At 31.4% G+C, this 25,515-nt stretch carries 24 protein-coding genes; 11 read left to right on the plus strand and 13 right to left on the minus strand.

The features are described 5' to 3' along the window. Nucleotides 1–48: 48 nt before the first annotated feature. Together B3M86_RS06060 and B3M86_RS06065 are read right to left on the minus strand one after the other, a co-directional pair. Nucleotides 49–426 carry a hypothetical protein gene (locus B3M86_RS06060; protein ID WP_221856848.1) on the minus strand — a complete coding sequence of 126 codons (378 nt, stop codon included), beginning with the start codon at nt 424–426 and terminating at the stop codon, nt 49–51. Nucleotides 427–521: 95 nt separating this feature from the next. Beyond that, on the minus strand, nt 522–905 hold the full coding sequence (locus B3M86_RS06065) for a hypothetical protein (RefSeq protein ID WP_221856850.1): 384 nt from the start codon (nt 903–905) through the stop codon (nt 522–524). A gap of 147 nt (nt 906–1,052) precedes the next feature. On the opposite strand from B3M86_RS06065, the gene fabG reads away from it, so the two are divergent. Beyond that, nucleotides 1,053–1,796 carry a 3-oxoacyl-[acyl-carrier-protein] reductase gene (gene fabG, locus B3M86_RS06070; RefSeq protein WP_038336119.1) on the plus strand — a complete coding sequence of 248 codons (744 nt, stop codon included), beginning with the start codon at nt 1,053–1,055 and terminating at the stop codon, nt 1,794–1,796. A gap of 82 nt (nt 1,797–1,878) precedes the next feature. Next, nucleotides 1,879–3,549 carry a 2-succinyl-5-enolpyruvyl-6-hydroxy-3-cyclohexene-1-carboxylic-acid synthase gene (gene menD / locus B3M86_RS06075; RefSeq protein ID WP_280051849.1) on the plus strand — a complete coding sequence of 557 codons (1,671 nt, stop codon included), beginning with the start codon at nt 1,879–1,881 and terminating at the stop codon, nt 3,547–3,549. 56 nt (nt 3,550–3,605) lie between these two features. Here the strand turns inward: menD and B3M86_RS06080 are convergent, their stop codons facing one another. Next, a complete protein-coding gene (locus B3M86_RS06080) occupies nt 3,606–3,977 on the minus strand; it encodes a hypothetical protein (RefSeq protein WP_038336116.1) in 372 nt (123 codons plus the stop codon). A 10-nt stretch (nt 3,978–3,987) separates the two neighbouring features. Next, nucleotides 3,988–4,644, minus strand: coding sequence for a SanA/YdcF family protein (locus tag B3M86_RS06085; protein ID WP_125349808.1), 657 nt, complete (start codon nt 4,642–4,644; stop codon nt 3,988–3,990). A gap of 157 nt (nt 4,645–4,801) precedes the next feature. Between B3M86_RS06085 and B3M86_RS06090 the strand changes: the two genes are divergently transcribed. Continuing rightward, a complete protein-coding gene (locus B3M86_RS06090) occupies nt 4,802–6,508 on the plus strand; it encodes a M64 family metallopeptidase (RefSeq protein WP_286496220.1) in 1,707 nt (568 codons plus the stop codon). Nucleotides 6,509–6,557: 49 nt separating this feature from the next. Here B3M86_RS06090 and efp read toward each other — a convergent pair whose 3' ends face one another. The 5 genes from efp to B3M86_RS06115 all read right to left on the minus strand — a co-directional run bounded on the left by efp (nt 6,558) and on the right by B3M86_RS06115 (nt 11,645). Beyond that, nucleotides 6,558–7,124, minus strand: a complete 567-nt coding sequence (gene efp, locus B3M86_RS06095) for an elongation factor P (protein WP_038336113.1) — start codon at nt 7,122–7,124, stop codon at nt 6,558–6,560. A 19-nt stretch (nt 7,125–7,143) separates the two neighbouring features. Continuing rightward, complete coding sequence (gene lpxA / locus B3M86_RS06100) at nt 7,144–7,929, minus strand: acyl-ACP--UDP-N-acetylglucosamine O-acyltransferase (protein WP_115002092.1); 786 nt, start codon at nt 7,927–7,929, stop codon at nt 7,144–7,146. 17 nt (nt 7,930–7,946) lie between these two features. Continuing rightward, on the minus strand, nt 7,947–9,335 hold the full coding sequence (locus tag B3M86_RS06105) for a bifunctional UDP-3-O-[3-hydroxymyristoyl] N-acetylglucosamine deacetylase/3-hydroxyacyl-ACP dehydratase (RefSeq protein WP_038336111.1): 1,389 nt from the start codon (nt 9,333–9,335) through the stop codon (nt 7,947–7,949). A gap of 6 nt (nt 9,336–9,341) precedes the next feature. Beyond that, nucleotides 9,342–10,367: a UDP-3-O-(3-hydroxymyristoyl)glucosamine N-acyltransferase gene (gene lpxD, locus B3M86_RS06110; protein ID WP_115001039.1), complete on the minus strand. Its 1,026-nt coding sequence runs from the start codon at nt 10,365–10,367 to the stop codon at nt 9,342–9,344. An 87-nt stretch (nt 10,368–10,454) separates the two neighbouring features. Further along, nucleotides 10,455–11,645: an HD domain-containing protein gene (locus B3M86_RS06115; RefSeq protein WP_286496217.1), complete on the minus strand. Its 1,191-nt coding sequence runs from the start codon at nt 11,643–11,645 to the stop codon at nt 10,455–10,457. Between the two features lie 276 nt (nt 11,646–11,921). Here B3M86_RS06115 and B3M86_RS06120 point away from each other — a divergent pair, with 276 nt between their 5' ends. Genes B3M86_RS06120 through B3M86_RS06135 form a run of 4 tightly spaced genes read left to right on the plus strand, consistent with a single transcriptional unit; the run spans nt 11,922 to nt 15,469 of the window. Continuing rightward, nucleotides 11,922–13,475 (plus strand): bifunctional response regulator/alkaline phosphatase family protein, encoded by a 1,554-nt coding sequence (locus tag B3M86_RS06120; RefSeq protein WP_291076455.1) that lies wholly within the window; start codon nt 11,922–11,924, stop codon nt 13,473–13,475. Beyond that, nucleotides 13,476–13,880: a tRNA (adenosine(37)-N6)-threonylcarbamoyltransferase complex ATPase subunit type 1 TsaE gene (gene tsaE, locus B3M86_RS06125; RefSeq protein ID WP_115001044.1), complete on the plus strand. Its 405-nt coding sequence runs from the start codon at nt 13,476–13,478 to the stop codon at nt 13,878–13,880. Nucleotides 13,881–13,886: 6 nt separating this feature from the next. Beyond that, nucleotides 13,887–15,092, plus strand: a complete 1,206-nt coding sequence (locus tag B3M86_RS06130) for an alanine dehydrogenase (protein ID WP_291076457.1) — start codon at nt 13,887–13,889, stop codon at nt 15,090–15,092. 17 nt (nt 15,093–15,109) lie between these two features. Then, nucleotides 15,110–15,469 (plus strand): hypothetical protein, encoded by a 360-nt coding sequence (locus B3M86_RS06135; RefSeq protein ID WP_147280013.1) that lies wholly within the window; start codon nt 15,110–15,112, stop codon nt 15,467–15,469. Nucleotides 15,470–15,738: 269 nt separating this feature from the next. Here B3M86_RS06135 and B3M86_RS06140 read toward each other — a convergent pair whose 3' ends face one another. The 3 genes from B3M86_RS06140 to B3M86_RS06150 all read right to left on the minus strand — a co-directional run bounded on the left by B3M86_RS06140 (nt 15,739) and on the right by B3M86_RS06150 (nt 20,599). Then, nucleotides 15,739–16,974 carry a porin gene (locus B3M86_RS06140; RefSeq protein ID WP_286496216.1) on the minus strand — a complete coding sequence of 412 codons (1,236 nt, stop codon included), beginning with the start codon at nt 16,972–16,974 and terminating at the stop codon, nt 15,739–15,741. 71 nt (nt 16,975–17,045) lie between these two features. After that, a complete protein-coding gene (locus B3M86_RS06145) occupies nt 17,046–17,576 on the minus strand; it encodes a YqiA/YcfP family alpha/beta fold hydrolase (protein ID WP_219035345.1) in 531 nt (176 codons plus the stop codon). 146 nt (nt 17,577–17,722) lie between these two features. After that, nucleotides 17,723–20,599 (minus strand): alpha/beta hydrolase family protein, encoded by a 2,877-nt coding sequence (locus B3M86_RS06150; RefSeq protein WP_291068582.1) that lies wholly within the window; start codon nt 20,597–20,599, stop codon nt 17,723–17,725. Nucleotides 20,600–20,720: 121 nt separating this feature from the next. Here B3M86_RS06150 and B3M86_RS06155 point away from each other — a divergent pair, with 121 nt between their 5' ends. The 3 genes from B3M86_RS06155 to B3M86_RS06165 all read left to right on the plus strand — a co-directional run bounded on the left by B3M86_RS06155 (nt 20,721) and on the right by B3M86_RS06165 (nt 23,706). Further along, nucleotides 20,721–21,662: an MBL fold metallo-hydrolase gene (locus tag B3M86_RS06155; RefSeq protein WP_219035347.1), complete on the plus strand. Its 942-nt coding sequence runs from the start codon at nt 20,721–20,723 to the stop codon at nt 21,660–21,662. A 149-nt stretch (nt 21,663–21,811) separates the two neighbouring features. Next, nucleotides 21,812–22,246 (plus strand): hypothetical protein, encoded by a 435-nt coding sequence (locus B3M86_RS06160; RefSeq protein WP_219035348.1) that lies wholly within the window; start codon nt 21,812–21,814, stop codon nt 22,244–22,246. Nucleotides 22,247–22,413: 167 nt separating this feature from the next. Then, the gene (locus B3M86_RS06165; protein ID WP_291048098.1) at nt 22,414–23,706 is read left to right on the plus strand and encodes a serine hydrolase domain-containing protein; all 1,293 of its coding nucleotides are present in this window, start codon (nt 22,414–22,416) and stop codon (nt 23,704–23,706) included. A gap of 52 nt (nt 23,707–23,758) precedes the next feature. Here B3M86_RS06165 and B3M86_RS06170 read toward each other — a convergent pair whose 3' ends face one another. Beyond that, the gene (locus tag B3M86_RS06170; RefSeq protein WP_286496213.1) at nt 23,759–24,580 is read right to left on the minus strand and encodes a hypothetical protein; all 822 of its coding nucleotides are present in this window, start codon (nt 24,578–24,580) and stop codon (nt 23,759–23,761) included. A 609-nt stretch (nt 24,581–25,189) separates the two neighbouring features. On the opposite strand from B3M86_RS06170, the gene B3M86_RS06175 reads away from it, so the two are divergent. After that, nucleotides 25,190–25,515, plus strand: a 326-nt coding sequence (locus B3M86_RS06175; protein WP_291048101.1) for a hypothetical protein, incomplete at its 3' end; no start/stop codon positions are given.

Genomic DNA, 25,515 nt, shown 5'->3' on the forward strand with positions numbered 1-25,515 from the left:
TAAATCATACTAAAAAATCCACTCAATATTGAGTGGATTTTTTTATGATTAATTTTCACTAATCGAATTGACTAACCAATATCGTTTTCCATCTTTGTAAGAAATATTGATACTATCTCTAGAAAGCATAATCAGTTTTGTCGGTGTCCATCCCACATTTCGTAACGAATTGCTTCCTGTCATTTCCATTTGAATATTTTCTATCGGATCAATTTTTTGAGATGTGATAAAATCAAATTTATATAAATTCTTAGATTGAGAAACTTGCACTACTACACTATCTTGAACAATTCCTCCTAAAGAATCTTGAAAAATTATAAATCGTCTTTCATATTTTTCTTTATAAATAGTATTCAGACCATCATCTTCATTATTACAAGAAAATATCAGCATTAATAAAGAAGCAAAACATACAATCGTTCTCATAAAACATCATTTTATATTTAACTATTTTCAACTCAAAATATTGTACAAAAAAAAGACGCTCACAACTGAACGTCTTTTATTATTATTCCTAAAAATTATCTTGTTGCATTCGCAGTCCAAGTTTTACCATCTTTTGTATAAAGAATAGTTAATTTTGAATTATCAATTCTAATGTAAGATAATTCTGTTGCCCCAACACTTACTAAAGTATTGTCTCCTTTTTTCTCGAACTCAACTCCGTTCAAATCTGGAATTTTATCAGAAAAAGCAAAATTATACTTTGTTCCACTTGCAATTTTAGTTACAAATACACTTCCATTATCAGCAGAAAGAGTATTATTTCCATCAACATAACTTATTTTTCCTTTATAAGTTCCTGCAAAGAAATCATTGTTTGCTGGATCATCATCATCGCTACAAGCCGTAAATACAAATAAGGCAAAAAATGTTACCGCTAAAAATTTCAATAGATTCTTCATGTTTTTATATTTTTAATTTGGTTATAACAATCAATATTTTCAATTATAATACCATAAAATGTTAAATAAAATTGATAAAGTATTTTTTTACATTTTTAACTCTCACAAAAAATCGTATTTTTGAAGCAATATATAATACCTATAAACATGAATTTATTGCAAGGTAAAACAGCAATCGTTACAGGCGCAACTCGCGGTATTGGAAAAAGTATTGCTGAAGTTTTTGTGAAAAATGGCGCTAACGTTGCCTTTACTTATGCTTCTTCTGTAGAAAAAGCAAAAGCTTTGGAAGAAGAATTGGGACAATTCGGTAAAGTAAAAGGATATCAATCTGATGCTTCTGATTACGAAGCTGCTCAAAAATTAGTGGAAGATGTAATTGCTGAGTTTGGTCAAGTTGATATTGTAATTAATAATGCTGGAATTACAAAAGATAATTTGTTGATGAGAATGTCTGCAGAAGATTTCGAAAAAGTAATTCAAACAAACTTAAATTCGGCTTTCAACTTAACAAAAGCAGTGATCAAACCAATGATGAAACAACGTTCTGGATCTATCGTGAACATGTCTTCTATTGTTGGAATCAAAGGAAATGCTGGGCAAGCAAATTATGCAGCATCTAAAGCTGGTTTAATTGGTTTCTCTAAATCTGTTGCATTAGAATTAGGTTCTCGTAATATTCGTTGTAATGCAATTGCACCAGGTTTCATCGAAACTGAAATGACAGAAGTTTTAGACCAAAAAGTTGTTGAAGAATGGCGTAATGGAATTCCATTAAAACGTGGAGGACAACCAGAAGACGTTGCAAATGCATGTTTATTCTTAGCGTCAGATTTATCAAGTTATGTAACAGGACAAGTTTTGAGTGTAGACGGAGGTTTACATACTTAATTCTTAAAAATATCATACTTTTTGAAAGGTTTTGTTTAGTAAATTTGCTAATCAAAACCTTTTATAATTTAAGACAACTACGTTGAGAAAAATATCAAATAAATTAAATGTTCAATTGATTGCTGAAACTTTTTTGGCTTTCGGAATTGATCATATCGTATTATCGCCAGGATCTCGAAACGGAGCATTAACAATGCAATTTGCGAATGACAAACGTTTCAAAACTTATAGTGTAATCGACGAACGTTCGGCAGGATTTGTCGCTTTGGGAATGGCACAGCAAATTCAGAAACCTGTTGTTGTTTGTTGTACTTCTGGTTCGGCAACGGCAAATTATTACCCAGCAATTACGGAAGCTTTTTTTCAAAATGTTCCTGTAATCGTGCTTTCTGCAGATCGTCCCGAGCATTTGGTTGATAATTTTGATGGACAAACCATTCGCCAAAAAGATATTTTTGAGAAACATTCAGTTCATAATGTACAACTTTCCGAAAGTGAAGAAACGGATGATTTAACGCGAAATATGTTGTTGACGAAATATGCGTTGATTGATTGTATGCACAAATCTGCGCCAATTCATATCAATATGCCTTTTTCTGAGCCTTTGTACGAATCTGTAACAACACCAGATATTGAAATTGATACAATTACAATTCCTGCAAAAGATTATCCAGAAATTGATGTAATTGATTTGATGAAACGTTGGAATGCTTCGACGCGTAAAATGATTTTGGTCGGATTACATCATCCTGATGCCAAATTTGATCATTTTGTAAAACAATTGGCGCAAGATGATTCGGTTGTTGTGTTAACAGAAGTAACATCAAATATTCATGATGAACGATTTTTCAATAAAATAGATCAAGTTATTTTCCCTTATTCGGAAGAAGAATTAGAAGCGTTGAAACCTGATATTTTATTGACAATTGGGCAAAATGTCGTTTCCAAAAAGATTAAAAAATTCTTACGTGATCAAAAGCCAACGCAACATTGGCATTTAGATGAATATTGGCAACCAGACACTTTCCAAGCATTAACAGATAAAATTGAGACGAAACCTGAATTGTTTCTAGAACAATTTGTTCCGTTTGTTAATCCAAAAGAATCAGAATATTACAACACATGGAATTCGATACGAGAAGCGAATAATATCAAACACAAAAATTACATCAATATGATTCCATTTTGTGATTTGAAAGCATTTGATTCCATTATTAGAAATTATCCTGAAAATTGGCAAATTCAGTACGGAAATTCAACCATTATTCGTTACGGATTATTGTATGATCACAACAATTCGAATCCTGTTTTTTGTAACCGCGGAACAAGTGGAATTGATGGCTCTACATCTACAGCGATTGGGGCTTGCATCGCTTTTGGTCAAAATACGGTGATGATTACGGGAGATATTTCGTTTTTCTATGATTCGAATGCGTTATGGAATGTAAACATGCCGAATAATTTCAGAATTATTTTGATCAATAATGGCGGAGGAAATATTTTCAAATTTATTCCTGGCCCATCTGAAACAGATGTTGTTGAAGATTATTTTGAAACAAAACATCATTTCACTGCCGAACATTTAGCTAAAATGTATGGTTTTGAATACCAAGTTGTTTCAAATTTAACTGATTTAGAAAATACTTTTGAAGATTTTTATGCAGAAAGTAATCGCCCGAAGATTTTAGAAATTGATACACGAAATTCTGCTAACGATGCTATTTTGAGAGGATATTTTAGTAGTTTGAAGTAAAAAATATTAAAGAGAAATCATTAGTTTGGTTTCTCTTTTTAATTCAAATAATTTTCCTAAAACATTTTCAAAAAGACACCTTCTATATAAATTCTATATAAACTAGGTTGGTATTCTCCGATTGAAATGATAACATAATACTCGGATGTTTCCTTTAAATACACATATAAATTCTCAGCGTTTCTGTAACTAGTCAAATCAACAATAAAATTATTTTTAATAATTCCTTTACAATGACTAATGATGGAAGTAAAAAGATTCTTCTCAATATTATTTTCTACAATATTTAACTCTACTAATTCTTCAAAATCAAAAGTAAAATCTAATTCATTATTTATTTTAAAATTGTGTTTACCATAAATAAAAATGCAATCAGAAGATTGAATTAGAAGCATTTTACTCATTATTTGCTTTATATCTTTATTCATTGAATAAAAATTAAATTATCTCAATTTTCTCTCCTAAAAACTTTGGTTGAACACCAAAAAAGCTATCAATAAAAACTTTCGTTCGAGCAAAATACTCGCGGATATTTGTTTTTAATCCAGCATGTTTATTGACATCTTTTGCACTGTAACCATACGCATTAATTCCGTTTTGACGTGCAATATAAACTGCTCGTTGATTGTGAAACTCTTGGGAAACTACAATAAATTCATTCTGACTAAAAATTTCCTTTGCACGAATCATAGAATCTAATGTTCTAAAACCTGCATAATCCAAATAAATCACATTTTCTGGAACTCCATTTTTTATTAAGGCTTGTTTCATTGCTTCAGGTTCGTTGTAGTTTTTTCGACCATGATCTCCACTCAAAATAAAGTACGTTACTTTTCCTGATTGATACAATTCTGTTGCAGCTTCTATACGATACGTAAAGTAATAATTTTGATAACCACTCACCAAATTTGGCGCTGTTCCCAATACAATCGCAACTTTGGTTTTAGGTAAAATCTCTAATTTATCTGTGACAAATTCTTCCGTTGAGTTTTCTATTTTATAATTTGCAAAAGCTGTGAACAAAAGACTTCCAATTCCTAAAATAAGTAAAGTATAAAAAGATTTTTTCAGAAACTTTTTGGTTTTGATTTTCATAGTTGGTTCAAGATTATTTCTTGTGTTAAAAATACAATATATTCTTCAGTTTTATAATGATTTAAGAACTCCTATCCGATAATAAATATTTAAAATCAAAATTTCATTAAAAAAATCTATCTTACTATATTGCGTATTATTTTTTTAAAATACAACTATGAGAACAAGATTATTTTTTCTAGCCACCACTCTATTTACAGTTTCAACTCTATCAGCACAAAAATTCGAAATTGATACCTTACAATATCAGGGAAGTGATAAAAACATTATCAACCTTGTTGTTTTAGCAGATGGTTATACAAAAGACGAATTAAAATATTATAAAGAAGATGCAAAACGATTTACAGACTATTTTTTCAAAACGGAACCATTAAGTCAATATATCAATTATTTTAATGTATTTGTTATAAATAGTATTTCTGAGGAATCTGGTGCAATTCACCCATATTCTACCAAAGAATGTCCCACAGAAAAAGTAGATTGGGATCAGTTACCTGAACGTTATAATAAATTTGTAAAGAAATATGAAGTTCCGAAAACTAATCCAAATACAATTTTCGGAAGTAGTTTTGATATTTCTGGAATTCATCGTTTAGTTGTTCCAACGAAAAATGAAAAGGTATTACAAGTTCTGAAAGATAATATTCCCAATTATAGTCAAGTTGTAATTCTTGTTAATTCTCCTTTTTATGGTGGTTCTGGAGGAGAATTTGCGACGACAACAGTTAATTTTAAAAGTAATGATATCGCTGTTCACGAAATTGGACATTCGTTTGCAAAATTATCAGACGAATATTGGTCTGGTCCGTTGTATACGGTTCCTGGTCCAAATAAAACACAGAATATACAAGATGTTCCTTGGAAAAATTGGATTGGGACAAATGGAATTGGAATTTATGCATATGGCGAAAAAGATGCAAGAGCACAATGGTTTCGTCCGCACGAATTCTGTAAAATGCAATATTTAATCGCGCCTTTTTGTAATGTTTGTCAAGAAGAATTTATTGAAGTAATTCATCAAAAAACAAATCCAATTATTTCTACAAAACCCGCTGTTGATACTCCTGTTAACACAGAAAACATGAATGCTTTTACTCTTAATTTAGTAAAACCAGTTCCAAATACCCTGAAAGTAAAATGGATTTTGAATAATAAATTGATTGCAGAAAATTTAGATTCTATTCATCTAAACAAAGGTCAATTCAACTTAGAAAAAAATATTTTAAGAGCTGAAGTGACGGATACAACGCAATTAGTAAGAAAAGAAAATCATGCGAATCATATGTACACAACGCAATGGGAAATTACAAAACCTAATAATGAGAGTTTAACTCCACCAGTTTTGACATGGGGTGAAAAACAAGAAAGTTGTTACAATGAACATCAGGCACTAACGGTGAAAAATCCAGAAGCAAAAGTTGAATATTTTTGGTATGATGAGCTAAATTCTACTCAACCATTTGTAAAAGGAAGCAATATTATTAGTCCAACTATTACTGAGAATAAGACTTATTATGTTGAAAGTAATTGGAACAACAAAAAATCTGAACGAAAAGCAATTCAAATTACTGTTTTAGAAAAAATTAATTTTTCTGAAAAAGTTAGTATCAAACAGAATAAAAAAGACGGAACGATTATACTTACTTTAAAAAATACTGACGATAAGAAATATAAATTCGAATGGTTGGATGAAGATGGAAATAGAATCTATAATTTCGATCCAAAAGAGAATAAAACGGTTTATAAAGGGAGTGATTCATCATCTATCACAATCAAAAATGAATTCTTAGGTTCTACAATTTTTGTCAAGAAAATAGATAAAGAAACGACATGCTCTAGCGAAAAAGTTACAATAAAATTGTAATAAAAAAAGCGACCAAAAGGTCGCTTTTTTTATCTATATTTCAGAATAATTATTCTTTAATACGTTCTACATAAGAACCATCTTCTGTGTTGATTTTTACTTTATCACCTTCGTTGATGAATAAAGGAACACGGATTTCAGCACCAGTTTCTGTCGTTGCAGGTTTTGTAGCATTTGTAGCTGTATCACCTTTAAGACCTGGCTCTGTGTATGTAATTTCCATTACAACTGTAGTTGGTAACTCAGCTGCTAAAGCTGTTTCATCAGAAGCACGGAACAAGATTTTTACTTCGTCACCAGCTTTCATAAATTGTGAATTATCAATCAAATCTTTGTTTAAATAAACTTGAGAGAAATCATCATTATTCATGAAGTGGAAACCATTATCATCTTCATATAAATATTGGTAGTTACGTGTTTCTACACGAACTTCTTCAATTTTATGACCAGCAGAGAATGTATTGTCTAATACTTTTCCGTTAGTTAATGATTTTAATTTTGTACGAACGAAAGCAGGTCCTTTACCTGGTTTTACGTGTAAAAATTCGATAATTTTATACGTATCATTATTAAAAATAATACATAAACCTTTTCTGATATCAGAAGTTGTCGCCATTTATTCTATTGTTATTTTATTAAACTCCCGAGCTATATCCTTTCATAATTCCACGATCACTTGTATTGATAAAATCAAGGATCACTTCACGATAATGTGAATCTGGGAATTTTTCTAAGATTTGTTCTACAGCCTGAGATACGTTATTTTTTTGTTGATATAAAATTCTGTAAATACCTTGAATTTCGAAGATTTCTTCTGATGTAAAACCTTTTCTTCTCAATCCAATTGCATTAACTCCCGCATAAGCAACAGGATTTTTTGCAGCTTTAACATACGGAGGAACATCTTTACGAATTTGTGTCGCACCAGCTACAAAAGCATGTTCTCCAATTTTTGTAAATTGATGAACTGCACTATAACCACCAATAAAAGCGAAATCTCCAACTTCTATATGTCCTGCTAAACCAACCGCATTTACGATTACGACATTATTTCCTACAACACAATCGTGCGCGATATGTGCAGTTGCCATAATCAAACAATTGTCACCAATTTTAGTATAACCTAATGCATTAGTTCCTTTGTTTACAGTAACGCATTCACGAATTGTTGTATTGTCACCAATATATGTTAAAGTTTTTTCACCTTCGTACTTCAAATCTTGAGGCTCACCAGAAATTACCGTACCTGGATAAATTTTACAATTTTTTCCAATACGTGCTCCTGACATAATTGTTACATTAGGACCAATCCATGTTCCATCACCAATTTCTACATCTTCGTAAACAGAAGAGAAAGGGCTGATTGTAACATTTTCACCTATTATTGCAGTTGGATGAACATATGCCATCGGATGATTCATAACTTCCATTTCTTTAATTATTCTTTTGTAATAACTGCCATCATTTCTGCTTCCACAGCAATTTGATTGTTTACATATCCAATTCCTTGCATATGAACAATTCCTCTTCTAATTGGTTCAACCAACTCTAATTTAAACACCAATGTATCACCTGGAATAATTTTGCGTTTAAATTTAGCACTTTCAATTTTCATGAAATAAGTTGAATAATCTTGAGGATTTTCTAATTCTCCTAAAATCAATAACCCTCCTAATTGTGCCATTGCTTCAATTTGCAATACACCTGGCATAACAGGTTCTTTAGGAAAATGTCCAACAAAGAAAGGCTCGTTCATCGTTACATTTTTCACGCCGATTAAACCTGTTGCACTTTTAGAAATTACCTTGTCAATCAATAAGAATGGTGGACGATGTGGTAATAACTTCATGATATCATTAATATCATAAACTGGTTCTGCTGTCAAATCAAATTCTGGCACTTTATTGCGTTGCGCTAATTTAATTTGTTTGCTTAATTTCTTTGCAAAATTTGTATTGGTATGATGTCCAGGCTTTGTTGCAATAATTTTAGCCTTCAATTTTTTACCTACTAAAGCCAAATCTCCCACAACATCTAATAATTTGTGACGTGCAGCTTCATTTGGATAGTGTAAAGTCAAGTGATCCAAGATTCCATTCGGACGAATAGAAACATCATCTCTATTGAACGCTTTACATAATTTTTCTTTTGTTTCTGGCGTAATTTCTTTGTCAACATAAACAATTGCATTGTCTAAATCTCCACCTTTTACTAAACCAGCTTCCAACAATTGCTCTAACTCATGTAAGAAACAAAATGTTCTTGCTTGAGAGATATCTTGTTTGAAGTTTTTGATAGATGTTAAAGTTGCATTTTGAGTTCCCAAAACTTTCGTTCCGAAATCTACCATTGCTGTAACTTGGTATTCATCTGCAGGAATCGCCGTGATTTCTGATCCTGTTTCTGGATCTACATACGTTACAATTTCTTTAATTCTATAATATTCTCTGTCTTTATCTTGCTCTACAATTCCAGCAGATTCTATTGCTTCAACGAAAAAACGAGAAGAACCGTCCATAATTGGTGGTTCCGCATTGTCAATTTCAATGTAACAATTATCAATATCCATACCTACCAAAGCTGCCAAAACGTGCTCTGTTGTATGTACTTTAACTCCTTTCTTCTCTAAAGTTGTTCCTCTGGCTGTACTCACAACATACTGTGCATCAGCTTCTACTTGAGGTTGACCTTCTAAATCTGTTCTAACAAATACAAATCCTGTATCTGGTTCGGCTGGTCTAAATGTTAAGGTAACAAATTTACCTGTATGTAAGCCAACACCTTTTAGAACGGCTTCATTCGCTAAAGTTTTTTGTTTATCAGACATTAACTTTTACTTTTGTTTGTTCTCTTTTTCTAATTTATCGATTCGTTTCACAATTTCTGGAAACTTTCTAAAATGTACATACGATTTTCTAAAGCTTGACGCTTCGATTGCTGGCGAACCATACAATTGCGTTTTACTTTCTACATCACCATTAATACCACTCTGAGCTTGTACTTGTACAAAATCTCCGATTGTCAAATGACCTGCGATACCAACTTGACCTCCAATCATACAATTACGTCCAATTTTTGTAGATCCTGCTACTCCACTTTGCGAAGCAATAACAGTATTCTCTCCAATTTGAACGTTGTGAGCAATTTGAATTTGGTTATCTAATTTTACTCCTTTACGAATAATTGTAGATCCCATTGTTGCTCTATCTATTGTTGATCCTGCTCCAATTTCGACATTATCTTCAATCAAAACATTTCCTATTTGAGGAATTTTTTCGAAAGAACCATCTGGATTTGGCGCAAAACCGAAACCATCAGCACCAATCACAACATTAGAATGAATGATACAATTTTGACCAATTTCACACTCTTCATACACTTGTACGCCTGAATGTAAAACGGTATTATCACCAATCTTAGCATGATCGCCAATCGTTACATTTGGATATATTTTTACATTATTCCCAATCGAAACATTAGCTCCAATATAAGAAAAACTTCCAACATATACATTATCTCCTAGTTGCGCAGTAGAATTTACTTTCGTATATTCTTCTATTCCAACTTTATTATTTTTTATCGTATTGTAATACTGCAACAGCTTTGTAAAGGCTTGATATGCATCTTCAACCACAATCAATGTAGACGAAATAGAATCTGTTGCCACAAAATCCTTACTCACAATCACAATAGAAGCGTTTGTTGTATAGATAAAATGCTCGTATTTCGGATTAGCCAAAAACGAAATCGAACCTTCTTTTCCTTCCTCTATCTTCGATAATGTGGAAACCTCTACATTTGCATCACCTGTTACGGTTCCTTGCAATAATTGCGCAATCTCTGCAGCTTTAAATTTCATAGTCTGCAAAACTAATAATTATTCTTAAATTTATAAAATGATTATTTAAGTTATTTAACTTTTTTGTCAAATTCTTCAAATCGATATTTAAACGCTATGGTAATGATATTTTGTAATTTCTTGTTGCAAAAATTGCGTTAACAAACTTTTTTCTGAACTCGAAATTTCTTTTACCTCACCATTTTTATATAAAACCTTTATTGGACTTTTTGATTTTTCGTACGGAACAATTTTTATCGTTGTTTGTTCCACAAAATAACTTGCATCATCAATTCCTAAAGCATTTTCTACTCTATTTTTTTCAACCAAAATTTCTTCTTCGGATAATTTTGTATCCATCAAATATGATTTTGGTAATGTACGCTGAATGATATTTTTTGATAATTTACTCAAAATTAAATCATCATGAAACTGCCATTCTTTTATCGCTGATAAAACATCCGAGTCGTCCAAACGTGTGAAAATTTCTAAACCTTCTTTCGATAAACTTCCAACTTCATTTTCTTTTAAAAAGTATTTAAAAGCAAACGTTGCAAAAAGATTTTCTCCCGTTTTTGTCAATTCTTTCGCTCTTCTCAAAACGCTAATCAAAAAATTCTCTGCTGTAAACGATTTCTTATGCATATACACTTGCATGTACATAAACATACGCGCCATCAAAAATTTCTCGACCGACGAAATTCCCTTTGCTTCTATCACCAACTCATCATTCGAGACATTCATCATTGAGATAATTCGTTCCGGATTGATATTTCCTTCTACCACTCCTGTGTAAAAACTATCGCGCTTCAAATAATCCATGCGATCGCAATCCAACTGACTCGAAACTAATTGTGACAAGAACTTTTTCGGATAATTTCCTTTAAAAATTTGAATAGCTAGAGCTAATCGATTATCAAAAATTTGATTCAATTCTTCCATCAAACGAAGCGAAACTTCTTCGTGATGCGAACCATTAATTATAGAATGTTCAAGAGAATGAGAAAAAGGTCCGTGTCCCAAATCATGCAATAAAATCGCGATTAAAGCTCCATTTTCTTCTTCTGGAGTAATGTCGACGTTTTTTCTTTTGAGAATATTTAAGGCTTTTTGCATCAAATGCATACAACCTAAAGCGTGATGAAAACGAGAATGTCTCGCTCCTGGATAAACCATTTCTGTTAATCCAGTTTGCGTAATTCTACGAAGTCGCTGAAAATATGGATGTTGAATAATCTGATAAATAAGCTCGTTTGGAATCGTAATAAATCCATGAACTGGATCATTTACTATCTTCAACTTATTATTGTTTAATGGATTCAAACGTACTGTTTTGTCGGCAAAGATAAGAATTTTTACTCATTCAGAACGTTACTTTTTTGATTAAGAATGGTTTTTATAAAATATTTTAGATAAAAATCATTTTTGGAATTATTTATGCTAAATAATCATCGCAAATTTTGGGAAAACTACAATTTTGTTTAACATACAATTTTGATTTTAACATTTCCGTAATCGCTATATTTGGAATAATTCTAAAAGTAGAAATCAATATAAAAAATAAAAATATAACAAATGGCTATAAAAATTTTATGGATTGATGATGAAATCGATTTATTGAAACCACACCAGCTTTTTTTAGAGAAGAAAGGATACGATACAACAATGATAAATAATGCGACTGATGCATTAGAAGAAATAGAAAAAGAGAGCTTTGCAGCGGTTTTAATCGACGAAAATATGCCCGGTTTGAGCGGATTGGAAGCTTTACCAAAAATTAAAGAATTGCGTCCAAATCTTCCTGCTATTATGGTCACAAAAAGTGAGGAAGAACATATCATGGAAGATGCAATTGGCTCACATATAGCAGATTATTTAATTAAACCGGTTAATCCAAATCAGATTTTATTGAGTTTGAAAAAGATTTTGGACGCATCGAAAATTATTTCTGAAAAAACAGTGATTAATTATCAACAGGAATTCAGAAATATCACAATGGATATGATGAATGCACGCGATTTTGAAGATTGGCAAGAGATTTATAAAAAATTAGTTTTTTGGGAACTTGAACTTGAAAATATCGAAGATACAGCACTTTCTCAAATCATCGAAAATCAGAAAAGTGAAGCAAATGCAGCTTTCTTCAAATTTATAGAACGTAATTACGAAGATTGGTTGCACGACGACGAAGATCGTCCCGTTTTATCACATACAATTTTCAATCAATTGGTTCGACCTCATCTTGGAAAAGATAAAAATGTTTTATTGATTATGGTGGATAATTTACGCTACGATCAATGGAAAGTTATTGAGCCAATTTTCAATCGTTATTATAATTCAGAAGCCGAAAATCTATATTACAGTATTTTACCTTCGGCAACTCAATATGCGAGAAATGCGTTCTTTTCGGGTTTAATGCCTTTGGAAATTGAGAAAAAATATCCTGAATATTGGTTGAATGATACCGATGAAGGAAATAAAAATATGTACGAAAAAGAATTATTAGGTGAACAATTAAAACGTCTTGGTTTTGGCGATTTATCGTATAATTATTTCAAAATTTTAAATTCTGATTTCGAGAAAAAAATTGCAGATGATTTTAATAATTACAAAAAGAACAATCTAAATGTAATTGTCTACAACTTTATCGATATTCTTTCGCATGCGAAAACGGACAACAAAATTGTTGGTGAAATTATTCGTGATGATAAAACGTATCGTTCGATCACAAAACATTGGTTTGAGAATTCATATTTAATGGAAATTGTGAAAAAAGCGGCGCAAGAAAAAATGAAAATTATTGTAACAACCGATCACGGAACAATTTACGTAAAGGAACCTACAAAAGTGATTGGCGACAAAGAAGCAAGTACAAATTTGCGTTATAAACTGGGGAAACAATTGCAATATGATCCGAAAGATGTTTTGGCGGTTGAGCAACCAGAAAAATTCCTTTTACCTAAGGTTAATGTTACGTCAAAGTATATCTTTGCAAAAGAAAATTTATTTTTAACGTATCCAAAAAATTACAATCATTTCGTTAATTATTACAAAAACACTTACCAACATGGTGGAATTTCGTTGGAGGAAATAATTATCCCAATGGTTGTTTTAACACCAAAAAATTAAATGGAATTTATCATCAATAATTTAGACGAATTACCAGAAGTTGCTCAAAAAATAATCGATCAACTTCAGTATAAATTAATCACTTTCGAAGGAGAAATGGGAGCTGGAAAAACAACTTTTATCAAAGAGTTTGTAAAAGCTTTGGGAACAAATGATGAAGTTTCGAGTCCTACTTTTTCGATTGTTAATGAATATGAAACAGATAAAGGAAAAGTTTATCATTTCGATTTTTATCGTCTAAATCACGAAGATGAAGCCTTAGATTTTGGGATTGAAGAATATTTATATTCTAATCAATATTGTTTAATGGAATGGCCAAATAAAATTGCTAACTTTATACCAGATGAGCACCACACAATTACATTGGAAAATGTAGATGGCGTTCGTCATTTAAATTTTAGCTAATACTATATGGACGGAAAAAATATTTTCACGCCTTTTTCTCAGGAAGATCTTATTCCTCAACCCGAGCGTTTAGAGATTCCTCACAAGAAAGAACGCTTTGATATTGGAATTCCAAAAGAAACAAATAATCAAGAAAAAAGAATTTGTCTTTCTCCTGATGCAGTCGAAATTTTGGTCAATAATGGACACCAAGTTACGATAGAAACTGGAGCAGGAGAAGGTGCAAATTATTCGGATAAAGAATATTCGGAAGCTGGTGCGCAAATTTCTTACAATACGCAAGCTGTTTTCGAGAAACCTATTATTCTAAAAGTTGGTCCACTTACTTTAGATGAAATTGATTGGATAAAACCAAATGCGTTAATTATTTCATCTGTTCCGGCGAATACTTTAAGACGCGAATATTTTCAGAAATTAATTACAAAACGTGTAAACGCTGTTGGATTTGAATTTATTCGTGATGAACAAAATCATTTACCAGTCGTTCGTTTATTAAGTGAAATTGCAGGAACAACGGCAATTTTGGTTGCAAGTGAATTGATGTCTTCTACAAACGGAGGAAATGGAATTTTGATGGGCGGCGTAACAGGAGTTCGACCAACAGAAGTTGTGATTCTTGGAGCTGGAACGGTTGCAGAAAATGCAGCAAGAACAGCTTTGGGTTTAGGTGCTTCGGTTCGTGTTTTTGATAATTCATTAACAAGATTAAGACGATTACAACAAAATATAGGACAACGAGTTTCTACTTCTACATTAGATCCAAAAGAATTAGGAAAAGCTTTGCGACGTTGCGATTTAGCAATCGGTGCACTTCGCGGAGAAACGCGTACACCTTGTGTTGTAACTGAGATGATGGTACAAAATATGAAAGCTGGCGCTGTAATTATTGATGTGAGCATTGATCAAGGTGGATGTTTCGAAACATCTGAATTAACAACTCACGATCATCCGATCATTATTAAGAATGATATAATTCATTATGCAGTTTCTAACATCACTTCTCGCGTCGCACGCACCTCTACCAAAGCATTGAGCAATTATTTCTTGTCGTATTTATTCCAAATTTCTGAAGAATCTGGTTTTTCGAATGTAGTACAATCGGATAAAACTATAAGAAATGGCGTATATTTGTACAAAGGAAGAATTGTAAAAAAGAACTTATGTGATTGGTTTGATTTACCATTTCACGACATTAATTTATTGATCATATGACGTTTACGCAAAGATTTATGAAGTATTTGATGGGAGTTGGAATTGGGTTAGTTTTCGTCGCTATGGCGTTTGGACCTCGTGCTTTCTCATGTAATTACTTTCCAAATGCAAGAGTTTTGGATGAAGCTTTTTCAAAAAGATTAGCTATTTCACCAGAAGCTCAAGCATTTTTAAAAGCAGAAAATTTAGATTCGACATTCTTGAAAAAAGAATTATTCAAAAGAAGTAAAGTTGATTTTGATCACTCGAAAAAAGATCAAGTTCCTTGTAGAGAATATTTGGCAAACTATAAAAGCAAAGACAATACAAAGGATTATGATTTTGTATTAGAAATTTGCAAAGAAGATTCAAAATTAGTTTCCATCAAAAAGAAATAAAACAAAAAACCACTTCAATTGAAGTGGTTTTTTGTTTTATAATTAATTTATAAATTTCAAAATTGCTAAAACAATTACGAAGATTAATATTGCGACAATAATTACATCTTTAAATTGCACTTTTTTAGTTCCGAACTCTACATTTCGGTTTAAACTTTTTCTTTTTTTATTGGATTGCATAGGTTGATATTTGACTGCAAATTTATTAAATATTATCAAATATCAAACCTTTATTTTATTCTAAAATATTTAATTTACAATAAGATATCTTAAATCCCAATTTCTATCTGAAAACGCGCGTACCAGTTGTTTTTCTTTTCTAAATTATAGAATTTTTGTTGTTCATACGTAAATTCTGCTTGTAATTTGAAAGCATGTTCCCAAATATATTTTGTCAAACCTAATGTGTATTGATTTGTATTCGGTGTAAACTCAAAAATTTCTTTATCTACTGTTTGAGTTGAATAACGTCCTATCACCTCCCAGTGTTTCGGGAATGTGTATGAACCTTGAAAATCCATTCCTTCTCCATTATAGATATAATTAAAATCAGAAATATCTGTAGGGTTATAAAATAACACATTATCAGAATTACGATTCATATAAGAATACATCAAATTCCATCCACGATATTTTAACATCACATCCAAAAACAATGATTTTATATTAGCTGTTCCTCCACCTACAATATCATCTCCTAACATTCCTGCTGTTCTATGTGCTCTATCATTGTAACTATAAGCTCCCGAAATCATCAATTTTGGTGTTTGTTCGTGAACTAAATCACCTTCATAATTACTTCCACCTTTTGTAAATTCTCCAAGTGGAAACAACTCAACTTTTCCTGTATAAGCTAAACCAGTATCCTTAAAACTTGTCCAATTTCGCCCTTCACCAGTAGAAATAGCTCCTCTCAAAATATAAGAGAATTTTTCTTGATTTCTTTTATTGTATAAGACTTGAAATCCAAAATCGCGATCGATATTAAAATCTGCATTATTGATAGATCGATCCGTTAATTGTAATGCTCCAGAAGAATTAACACGTTGTCTATTTCCTGGAAGTTTTGTTTGACCAAATCCTAAACTCCAATGTTTATTTGGGTAATAGAAAATCATCGCATCACGAATAATATTTGTATTCTTACCCTCTTCTGCTTTTCCTACATCACCTGCTGCAAAAGATAATTGCATCGAATAACCAAATTTTGGATCTCCGATATATCCATCAAAACGCAATCTTAAACGACGAATTTGTCCATCAATATTATCTTCTTCTCCATCATTATGATTATAACTAATGCGATTTTGCATACGAAATCTAATATTGACCTGATAAAGACTATCTGGAGAAGTAATTCCCAATCCGTTACCATAGCTGTAATAAGGCGACATCATATTCTTAAAATCCTGTACAGTTTTCTTTTTAGATTCTGTAGAATCTTTTACTTGCGCATACGAACTGATTGAAAATACAATAAGTATTAATATTAAAAATTGCCTCATGTTTATTTATTTATTTCTTGATTCGTGTGCAAAAATGCAGTTAATAAAATTAAATAATTGTAATGCGTAAATTAAATTAACGTTAACAATGACTCGAAGTTACGTATTCGATGATTGTCATCAATTTCTATGATTTCGATTTGTTGTGGAAAGATATTTTGTTGAATTTCAAAGAAAGTTTTTAGTTTTTCAAAATCCAAAACTTCGTCATGTACAGAAAGAAAAACCGTTGTATTTTCGAAACGATTCATATCCACTAAATATTGCGAAAGATTTTCTGGAAAATTATTTTCGACTTTCATCGACACATCAACCAAAGGATTTAACAAAATTAATTCACTCGATTTTCCATTTTCCTTTAATTTTTGTTGCAATTGCCAACCAAAATTCCCTCCAGTAGAACTTCCTATAATTGCCAAATCATTTACCAAACCTTTTAAATGTTCGTAAGCTTCAAATAAAATAGTTGCAATATTGTCCTCCGTTTTCCATTCAATACAAATAGCTGAAGGATAATTTTTTAGAATAGTTTTGAATTTGGTTGAATTTGCCGAACTATTTAGTCCATGGATATAAACAATTTGTCGATTATTAGTATTCATATTCAGTGCAATTATCCCTCTAAATTAAAACTTTTTCAAGAAGTTAATTATACATGAAATGTAAATTTAACAATATAATTGTGTTGTAAGAAATTCTTTTGACAAAAAAAGCGACCAAATTGGTCGCTTTTAAATATTTACTATAATTATTTCTCTAGATCAAATCCCCAATCAATACCTTTATTAATTGCAGAAACACCTTCTGTCATCCATTTCGGAGCAGGTTTATCTTTCAGATAATGATCAAAAAATTGAACTTGACGTTGTTGAATATCATTTTTATTCGCACGTTTTATCAAGTTATGATCATCTCCGTTATAATTTAACATCCAAACTGGTTTTTGTAAACGACGCAATGCCATAAACATTTCAATTCCTTGATACCAAGGAACAGCACCGTCTTCGTCGTTATGCATGATTACAACTGGCGTCGTAACTTTTGGCATATTAAACAAAGGCGAATTTTCGATATATAATTCCGGCGCTTCCCACAAGGTTTTACCGATTCTACTTTGCGTTTGTTCGTACTGAAATTGACGACTCATACCCGTCCCCCAACGAATTCCACCATAAGCAGAAGTCATATTAACAACAGGCGCACCCGTCCAAGCAGCAGCATACATATTGGTTGCAGTGATCAAATGTGCAACTTGGTAACCTCCCCAACTTTGTCCTTGTATAGCGATTTTACTTCCATTTACCCACGTATTTTTCTTCAACGCTTCTACTCCAGAATTGATATAATCTTCGGCAGATTTACCAGGATGACCAATTGTATATGAAATATCTGGTGTAAACACAATGTAATCGTTACTTACAAAATATGTGTGATTAATACGAGAAGGCGTTGGCGCAGGCGCTTGATAACGATTCAAATTATCCGAAAGTTTTTCGTAGAAGTAAACAATCATCGGATATTTTTTATTTGGATCAAAATTCTCTGGTTTATACACAACTCCTGTTGCATCTTTACCTGAATACGTTTTCCACGTTACCAACTCACCATTCCCCCATAAATAATCTTTTTGTTGCGGATTGATTGCAGATATCTTTTTCTCATCTTTAAAATTTGTTGAAACATAAACATCAGGCGAATTTCGGAACGATTCTTTTGTATAAATAAATTCGTTGGCATTCAACGCTTTCTTCATTTTTTGCGTTCCCCAAGTATTCGACATGACAACTTCTTCAGGATTTTTTGCTTTCGAAATGATTGTTTGATAAACCCCTGATTGTTTATTCTGATTATTAAAAGCACCTAAATAAACTAAATTATCTCGATTAATTGTTTTAATATCATCATTTAATTGATTGATACCAAACGTAATATTATGTTTACGACCGAAACCATTTGTCATATTTTCTGGACGACGTTTTCCAACCAAATCAAACTCCCAAATATCATATCGATCTTTGATTAAAACCGTTTCGTCATTATCAGTAAAATAGGCAACTCCATATTCTTGCGCTAAAGTTGGTGAATCATTTTCTTCGTCATAAAATTTCACTTTCAGCTTTTTATTCAGAACTTTTGTTTCCTTTGTTTCGATATTATAGCTCGACCATAATCCATTTTCGGCATTATAAAAAACAGCAAATTTTCCATTCGGCGACATTTCCACTTTTCCAGCCAAAGCTTTTGCAAATAATTCACGCTCTCCCGTTTTCGTATTAATGATATAATAATCTTTACGACCTGTTACATCCCAATTCAAGCTTAATCGATAGGCATTATCAGAAGTTCCTAAAGCAAAATTTGAATTTCCTTCGTTCAAAATCTCGACTTGATTCATATCCAAATCCGCTAATTGTGTCACTTTTACAGGATTCGATAAATCAATCACAGATAGGTACGAACGTTTTTTCTCTCGCTCAAGATTCTTCAATTGTTGTGGTTGAATAAAATCGTCTTTGTAACTCCAAACATCCACTTTTGCATGATCATCAGCAATCAAAGTTGTGTCTTTTTCTGCTAATTTCGGCATCAAACCAATGAACAAAGAATTTCCATCTTTGCTAAATTTTGGTTGACGATTTTCTGAAACTTGCCAATCTTTTTTCAATCCTAACAATTCAGATTTCCTGATTTGTTGCGGATTATTTGTTGTAGAATAATATAAATAATATGTTTTATTTTCCTTTTTCTCTTCGTCAGAAGTTCCAACAAAAGCGACTTTATTTGCTAATTCATCAAACGCAAATTGTTTAAAATCACCAATTGTATCTACCAATTGTTTTTGAACAAACGTTGCTGTATTCACTAAGAAAACACCATATTTAGTTTTATCTAAACTATCTTTTTTCTCTTGTTTAGTCGAAAAAATTAATTGCTTACCATTCTCGCTAAACTCATAATTCATCACATTTTTGAATGATTTTCTCTGACCTGAAATCAAATTTCTCAACACCAATTCTAACGGCGTATCTTTCTTATCTTTTCCAGCTGATTTTGCAACTTTATCCTTCGTTTTTGTAGAATCTGACTTGTCTTTTTTATCATTCTTCGTTTCTTCTTTTTCTAATAAATAAGCTAAAAGAGAACCTCCTTTTTTCGGTGTTTTGAATGATTTTATATTTGGTAATTTCTCGACTTGATTTGTTGCAAGATTTAATATTCCGATTGAATCTTTAGCAATTTCATGTTCCTTTTTCTTTTTGATTCGAACCAATTTCAAATCTTTGTAAAAAGGTCGAATTTTAAAAACGGCAAATTTAGAATCTGCTGTAAAAACACTTTGTTCACCACGATGAAAACTTAGATTTTTATCTGTTTTCAAACCAAAAAAGTTCAATGTATTATCGCTTTCTTGTGCATATACTTGATAAGCAACCCACGAACCATTATTTGATAATTCTTTCATTCCGATTGATTGCCATTCATCAAAAACAGTCAAATCAAGAGGTTTCTTTTGCGCATCAACATTCGTTGCCAATAAAGCAATTGCAGCTGCATACATTGCTTTTTTCATCATCAGTTGAGTCGCATAATTTTTCAATATTTTAGTAGATAATTTCGATTTCATTCTAACTAATTTTTATGCGTTAATTTTTAAAGAAATGTGAAAATACTAAAGTTTTTAGAAACTATGGGGATATTTTAGTTTAATAATACTTTTCAGTTGTATTTTTGTTAAAATTCTTTTTATGAAAAAATATCTATTAAGTATTGGATTCGGAATTTCGATGATTGCATCAGCACAAAATATTCAGATTGTTCCACTTGGTGTTTATGGAGGTAGCAATGAAAGCAATCTTTCATCTTATTTGATTGGTGAAGAAACAACAAACAGCTATTTAGCATTGGATGCAGGAACAATTCTTTCTGGAATCAATAAAGCAATAGAGAAAGGTACTTTTGAAGAACAAAACAATAAAATTCTGAAAAACTATATCAAAGGATATTTTATTTCACATGGACATTTGGATCATCTTTCTGGGATGATTATTAATTCTCCAGAAGATTCTAACAAGCCTATTTATGGTATTTCTGAAACAATTTCAGTTTTAAAAAATAAATATTTTACCAATGATGCTTGGGCAAATTTTGCCAATGAAGGTGAATCGCCAATTTTGAATAAATATTACTACAAATACGCAGAAATAGGAATACCTTTCACAATAGAAGGTACTAATTTCACAGGAACTATTTACGAATTGAGTCATGTAAACCCTTTAAAAAGTTCAGCAATATTAGTCGAAAATGGTTCAAATGCAGTCTTATATTTTGGTGATACAGGAGCTGATCGTATCGAAAAAACTCAAAACTTATCAACTATTTGGAAAGCAATTTCACCTAAAATTAAATCAGGAAAATTAAAAACAATGATGTTAGAAGTTTCTTTTCCGAATTCTCAACCCGAAAAATTATTATTTGGTCATTTAACCCCAAAATTAATGAACGAAGAATTAGGCGAATTAGCGAAAGAAGTTGGAAAAAGTAGGTTGAAAGGTTTAACAATTATCGTTACTCATATCAAGCCAAAAGATGATTATGAGCAAAAAATTAAAGACGAATTGTTAAAAGATAATCCATATAACATCAATTATATTTTCCCTCAACAAGGTGAAAGAATAACTCTTAAATAAATAATAAATACGAATTTATCATTTAAAGACAAAATAATTTTCAACTATTTATTTTAGTCGGTCAATTTTTATTATTTTGATAAATTAGCACTATTGATTTTTCATTTATTCGAATGGCTATTTTACATTTGAATAAACCATAAGAAAAAATGATCGCGCAAATAGGAGAAATTTTATTAATCGACAACCAACAATATATTATAGCCGAACAACCATTACATCATTATTTTAGAGAATTAAATCATCCACCTTATTTTACTCCACCTTCGCCAACATGCTGGAGAGGATATTATGGGAAATGGGAATTGAGAAATGACGAATTGTTTTTGATTAATTTCAGAGGATATTTGGATGGTTTGGATGAAGTTGAATTGAATTATTTGTTTCCGAGAAGAGAAGAAGTTTTTGCGAGCTGGTATTCTGGAATCATTAAAATCTCACAAGGAAAATTATTACAATTTAACCAATTGACACATACATCAATTTATGAAGAAGATTTAATGTTGTGTTTTGAAAACGGAAAACTAATCGATTATATCGTTCATAGTAATTGCACAAATTCTGAACGAGAAGTTGAGATCTAATCAATCGAATACTTCAAAACTTGTCGGTGAATTCGTCTTGTTATTTGACCTTATTATTCTTTCGAATTCACCGATTTTTAATAAAATAAAGTTTAAAATGGTTTTCGTAAATTTGAGAAGCAAGCTTCTCCTCTACTTCATTTATCAACCAAATAGATAGTACAACTATGAAAAAAATATTAGTTTGTTTAATTTTAGTGATGACGCAAATGAATTATGGACAACAATTCTTGACTGCAGAGCAATCGGATCCAAAGAATTTTAATTGGATGAAAGGGTTTCCACCTGCAAAAGAAGATATTTTGTCCGCTATAGATGGTAGCTTTTTTAACTTTCCGGCTTTGCGTTACAGCGTTTGTCATATGCGCGAGTTTTTCCCAACTGTAAATGTTGCTTCGGCACAAGAAAACAGATATACTTGGGCAACTAAATTGGATCAATCTATCGATAATGTGACTTTTACTCCTTTAGAAACTAAAGAAACTATGACATGGAAAGAATCTTTGCAAAAAAATTATACCGATGGAATTATTGTTTTACACAAAGGCGCTATTGTTTATGAGAATTACTTTGGAGAACTAAACAAAAACGGAACTCATACCTTGATGTCGGTTAGTAAAACCTTAACGGGTACATTGGGCGGAATGTTAGTTGCCGAAGGTATTCTAGATGAGAATAAAAAATGTAGTGATTATATTCCTGAATTGAAAACCTCAGCTTTTGGTGATGCTACGATTCGTCAAGTTTTGGACATGACCACAGCTTTACAGTATAGTGAAGATTACAGCGATCCGAATGCAGAAGTGTGGGCTTTTTCGGCTGCTGGAAATCCTTTTCCTAAACCTGCTAATTATAATGGACCTACAAATTATTATGATTATCTAAAAACAGTCAAGAAAAATGGTAAACATGGCGAAGCTTTTGGTTATAAAACAGTGAATACTGATGTGATGGGTTGGATTATTACAAAAGTATTGAATAAACCTTTGGCTCAAATTCTATCTGAAAAATTTTGGCAACCGTTGGGAACTAACTTTGATGGATATTACCAGATTGATGGTGCTGGAATTGCTTTTGCAGGAGGTGGATTTAATGCAAACCTTAGAGATTTGGCAATGTTTGGAGAAATGATAAGAAACAATGGTTACTTTAATAATCATCAAATTTTGCCTAAAAAATTGGTTGACGAAATAAAAAAAGGAGGAAATCAAAAAGCTTTTGCAAAGGCAGATTATAAACTTCTAAAAGGCTGGAGCTACAAAGATATGTGGTGGGTAACCAATAATGAGCATCAAGCATTTATGGCGCGTGGCGTTCATGGTCAAGCGATCTATGTTGATCCAAAAGCGGAAATGGTTATTGTGCGATTTGCTTCCAATCCGGTTGCATCGAATAGTGCGAACGACCCGTATTCGTTACCAGCTTATCATGCTGTTGCAAAATATTTATTGACTAAATAACAAAAAGCTCAACTAATGTTGAGCTTTTATTTTATATGATAATTTGTTCGAATTAATCTTCTGATTCTTCTACTTCCGATTGTAAGCCTTCTCCAAATTCACTTAAAGCAGAATTTAATGAAATCTCTGTACAATACTTAGATCCTAAATCTAATCCTTTTTGTAAAAACTCTTCCGCTTTTTCCTTTTCTCCTGTAAAATAGTAATACGTATAAAATAATCCGTATCCATCTGGATTTCCTAAATCAATCACACGTTGTGCTAATTGCTGTAACTCTTTATTTGGTTTTAATTTCAACTCTTCTGTTGCACTTAATGTTTCGAAAACACCACCAGATTGTTCAGCAAATTTATAGGCAAAAACTACTTTACAACTTTCATCAAAACCTTCTTTACACAGTTTTGCATTTGCAGCTTCATTTTCTTTTAATTTTTTAGTTAAACTTTCTTCATCAAAATCAAACAAATAGGTTGCATTATTTTTAAAATTAATATCATAATTCTCTGCCATCCAATTTGCACGTTGTGCTAATTTAGAATCTGATTGAGGTTTATTTTCGAAAGATTTCAAATTTGATTTATACACTTTTTTATCCACCCAATCTGAAATTCCTTTTAATTGATTTTTCTCTTTTTTGAAGATAAAAACCGTTTTTTCGACAAATATTATAACCGAATCATTGCGTTCTGTAAATTCGTAACCAACCTCATCAAATTCACCGATTGTTACTCTTCCTTTTCCATCAAATTTCAATGGATTATATAATTCATCTTTTGCTTTTGTTGTAAAAACGCCTTCTAACGTATTAGTCGCTTGTTGAGCAAAAAGTGCTGACACCATAAAGAATGTTGTCAATAAAAATAGTTTTTTCATTTTTTAGAAAGTCTCAATTAATATTACGCCAAAAATAAACGTTTTAATTCGTCTAAAACTCACTAATTATAGTTAAAAATAAATTTCTTTGTTATCAACCAAGGACTCGGATAAGGTAAAACACACCTGTTTATAATCAACCGAGGACTCGGGTAAGTTAAAACACATCTGTTTAGAATAAAAACGTCGCACAATAACTAAGCTTTCGTCTTGCCCAGAGGGCATGAGATGGAAGCCTGTTGAACGGAACCGAAGTTAGCTTTTAATTCTTATGGAGTTATCGAAGTTTAGTTTTAAGCTATATAAGCAGTATTTTATATGATTACTGCTTTTTTTTATGCTTACGTAGAATGCGAAGTAGTGAAAACCTTAGTTTTTAAAATAGTATATACTCCACAAAAAAAGCTCCTCTCAGGAGCTTTTTGGGTTATGCAACGTTATTTATATATTCTTTTTTGACAATTAGTAAAAGAAAACACGAGCAAAAGTGGGAGAAAATTTGTAGGATTGTAGTTTTACAATAAGGGGTTTGATTGTGATTTTTTGGTATATTTGAGTGTAAAAAAAAATATTATTAACTATTTTAAAAGTAAATAAAATCAAGATTTAATGACTAATACAATAAAAACAAATTGGAAAACAACTGATTTTCGTTTTGTAGCTTTTTTAGATATATTAGGTTTCAAAGATAGTATTATGAGAAATACTCATGATGAAATTTATTCTAGATTAACCTCTATTAACAAATTCAAAAAAAGTATAGAAAAAACAAATTATAGTACTCATCTTGATGGATGCTATAGTGATACTGAAGTGTATATCGTTAACTTCTCTGATTCAATTGTTATCTTCTCTAAAAATGATGATAAATATAATTTTGAATATTTCCTTATTATGGTCAGATATTTATTTGGGTGTAATCTTCCCCTTGTTAA

This window comes from Empedobacter sp. UBA6305 (genome assembly GCF_002440405.1).
GTDB lineage: Bacteria > Bacteroidota > Bacteroidia > Flavobacteriales > Weeksellaceae > Empedobacter > Empedobacter falsenii_B.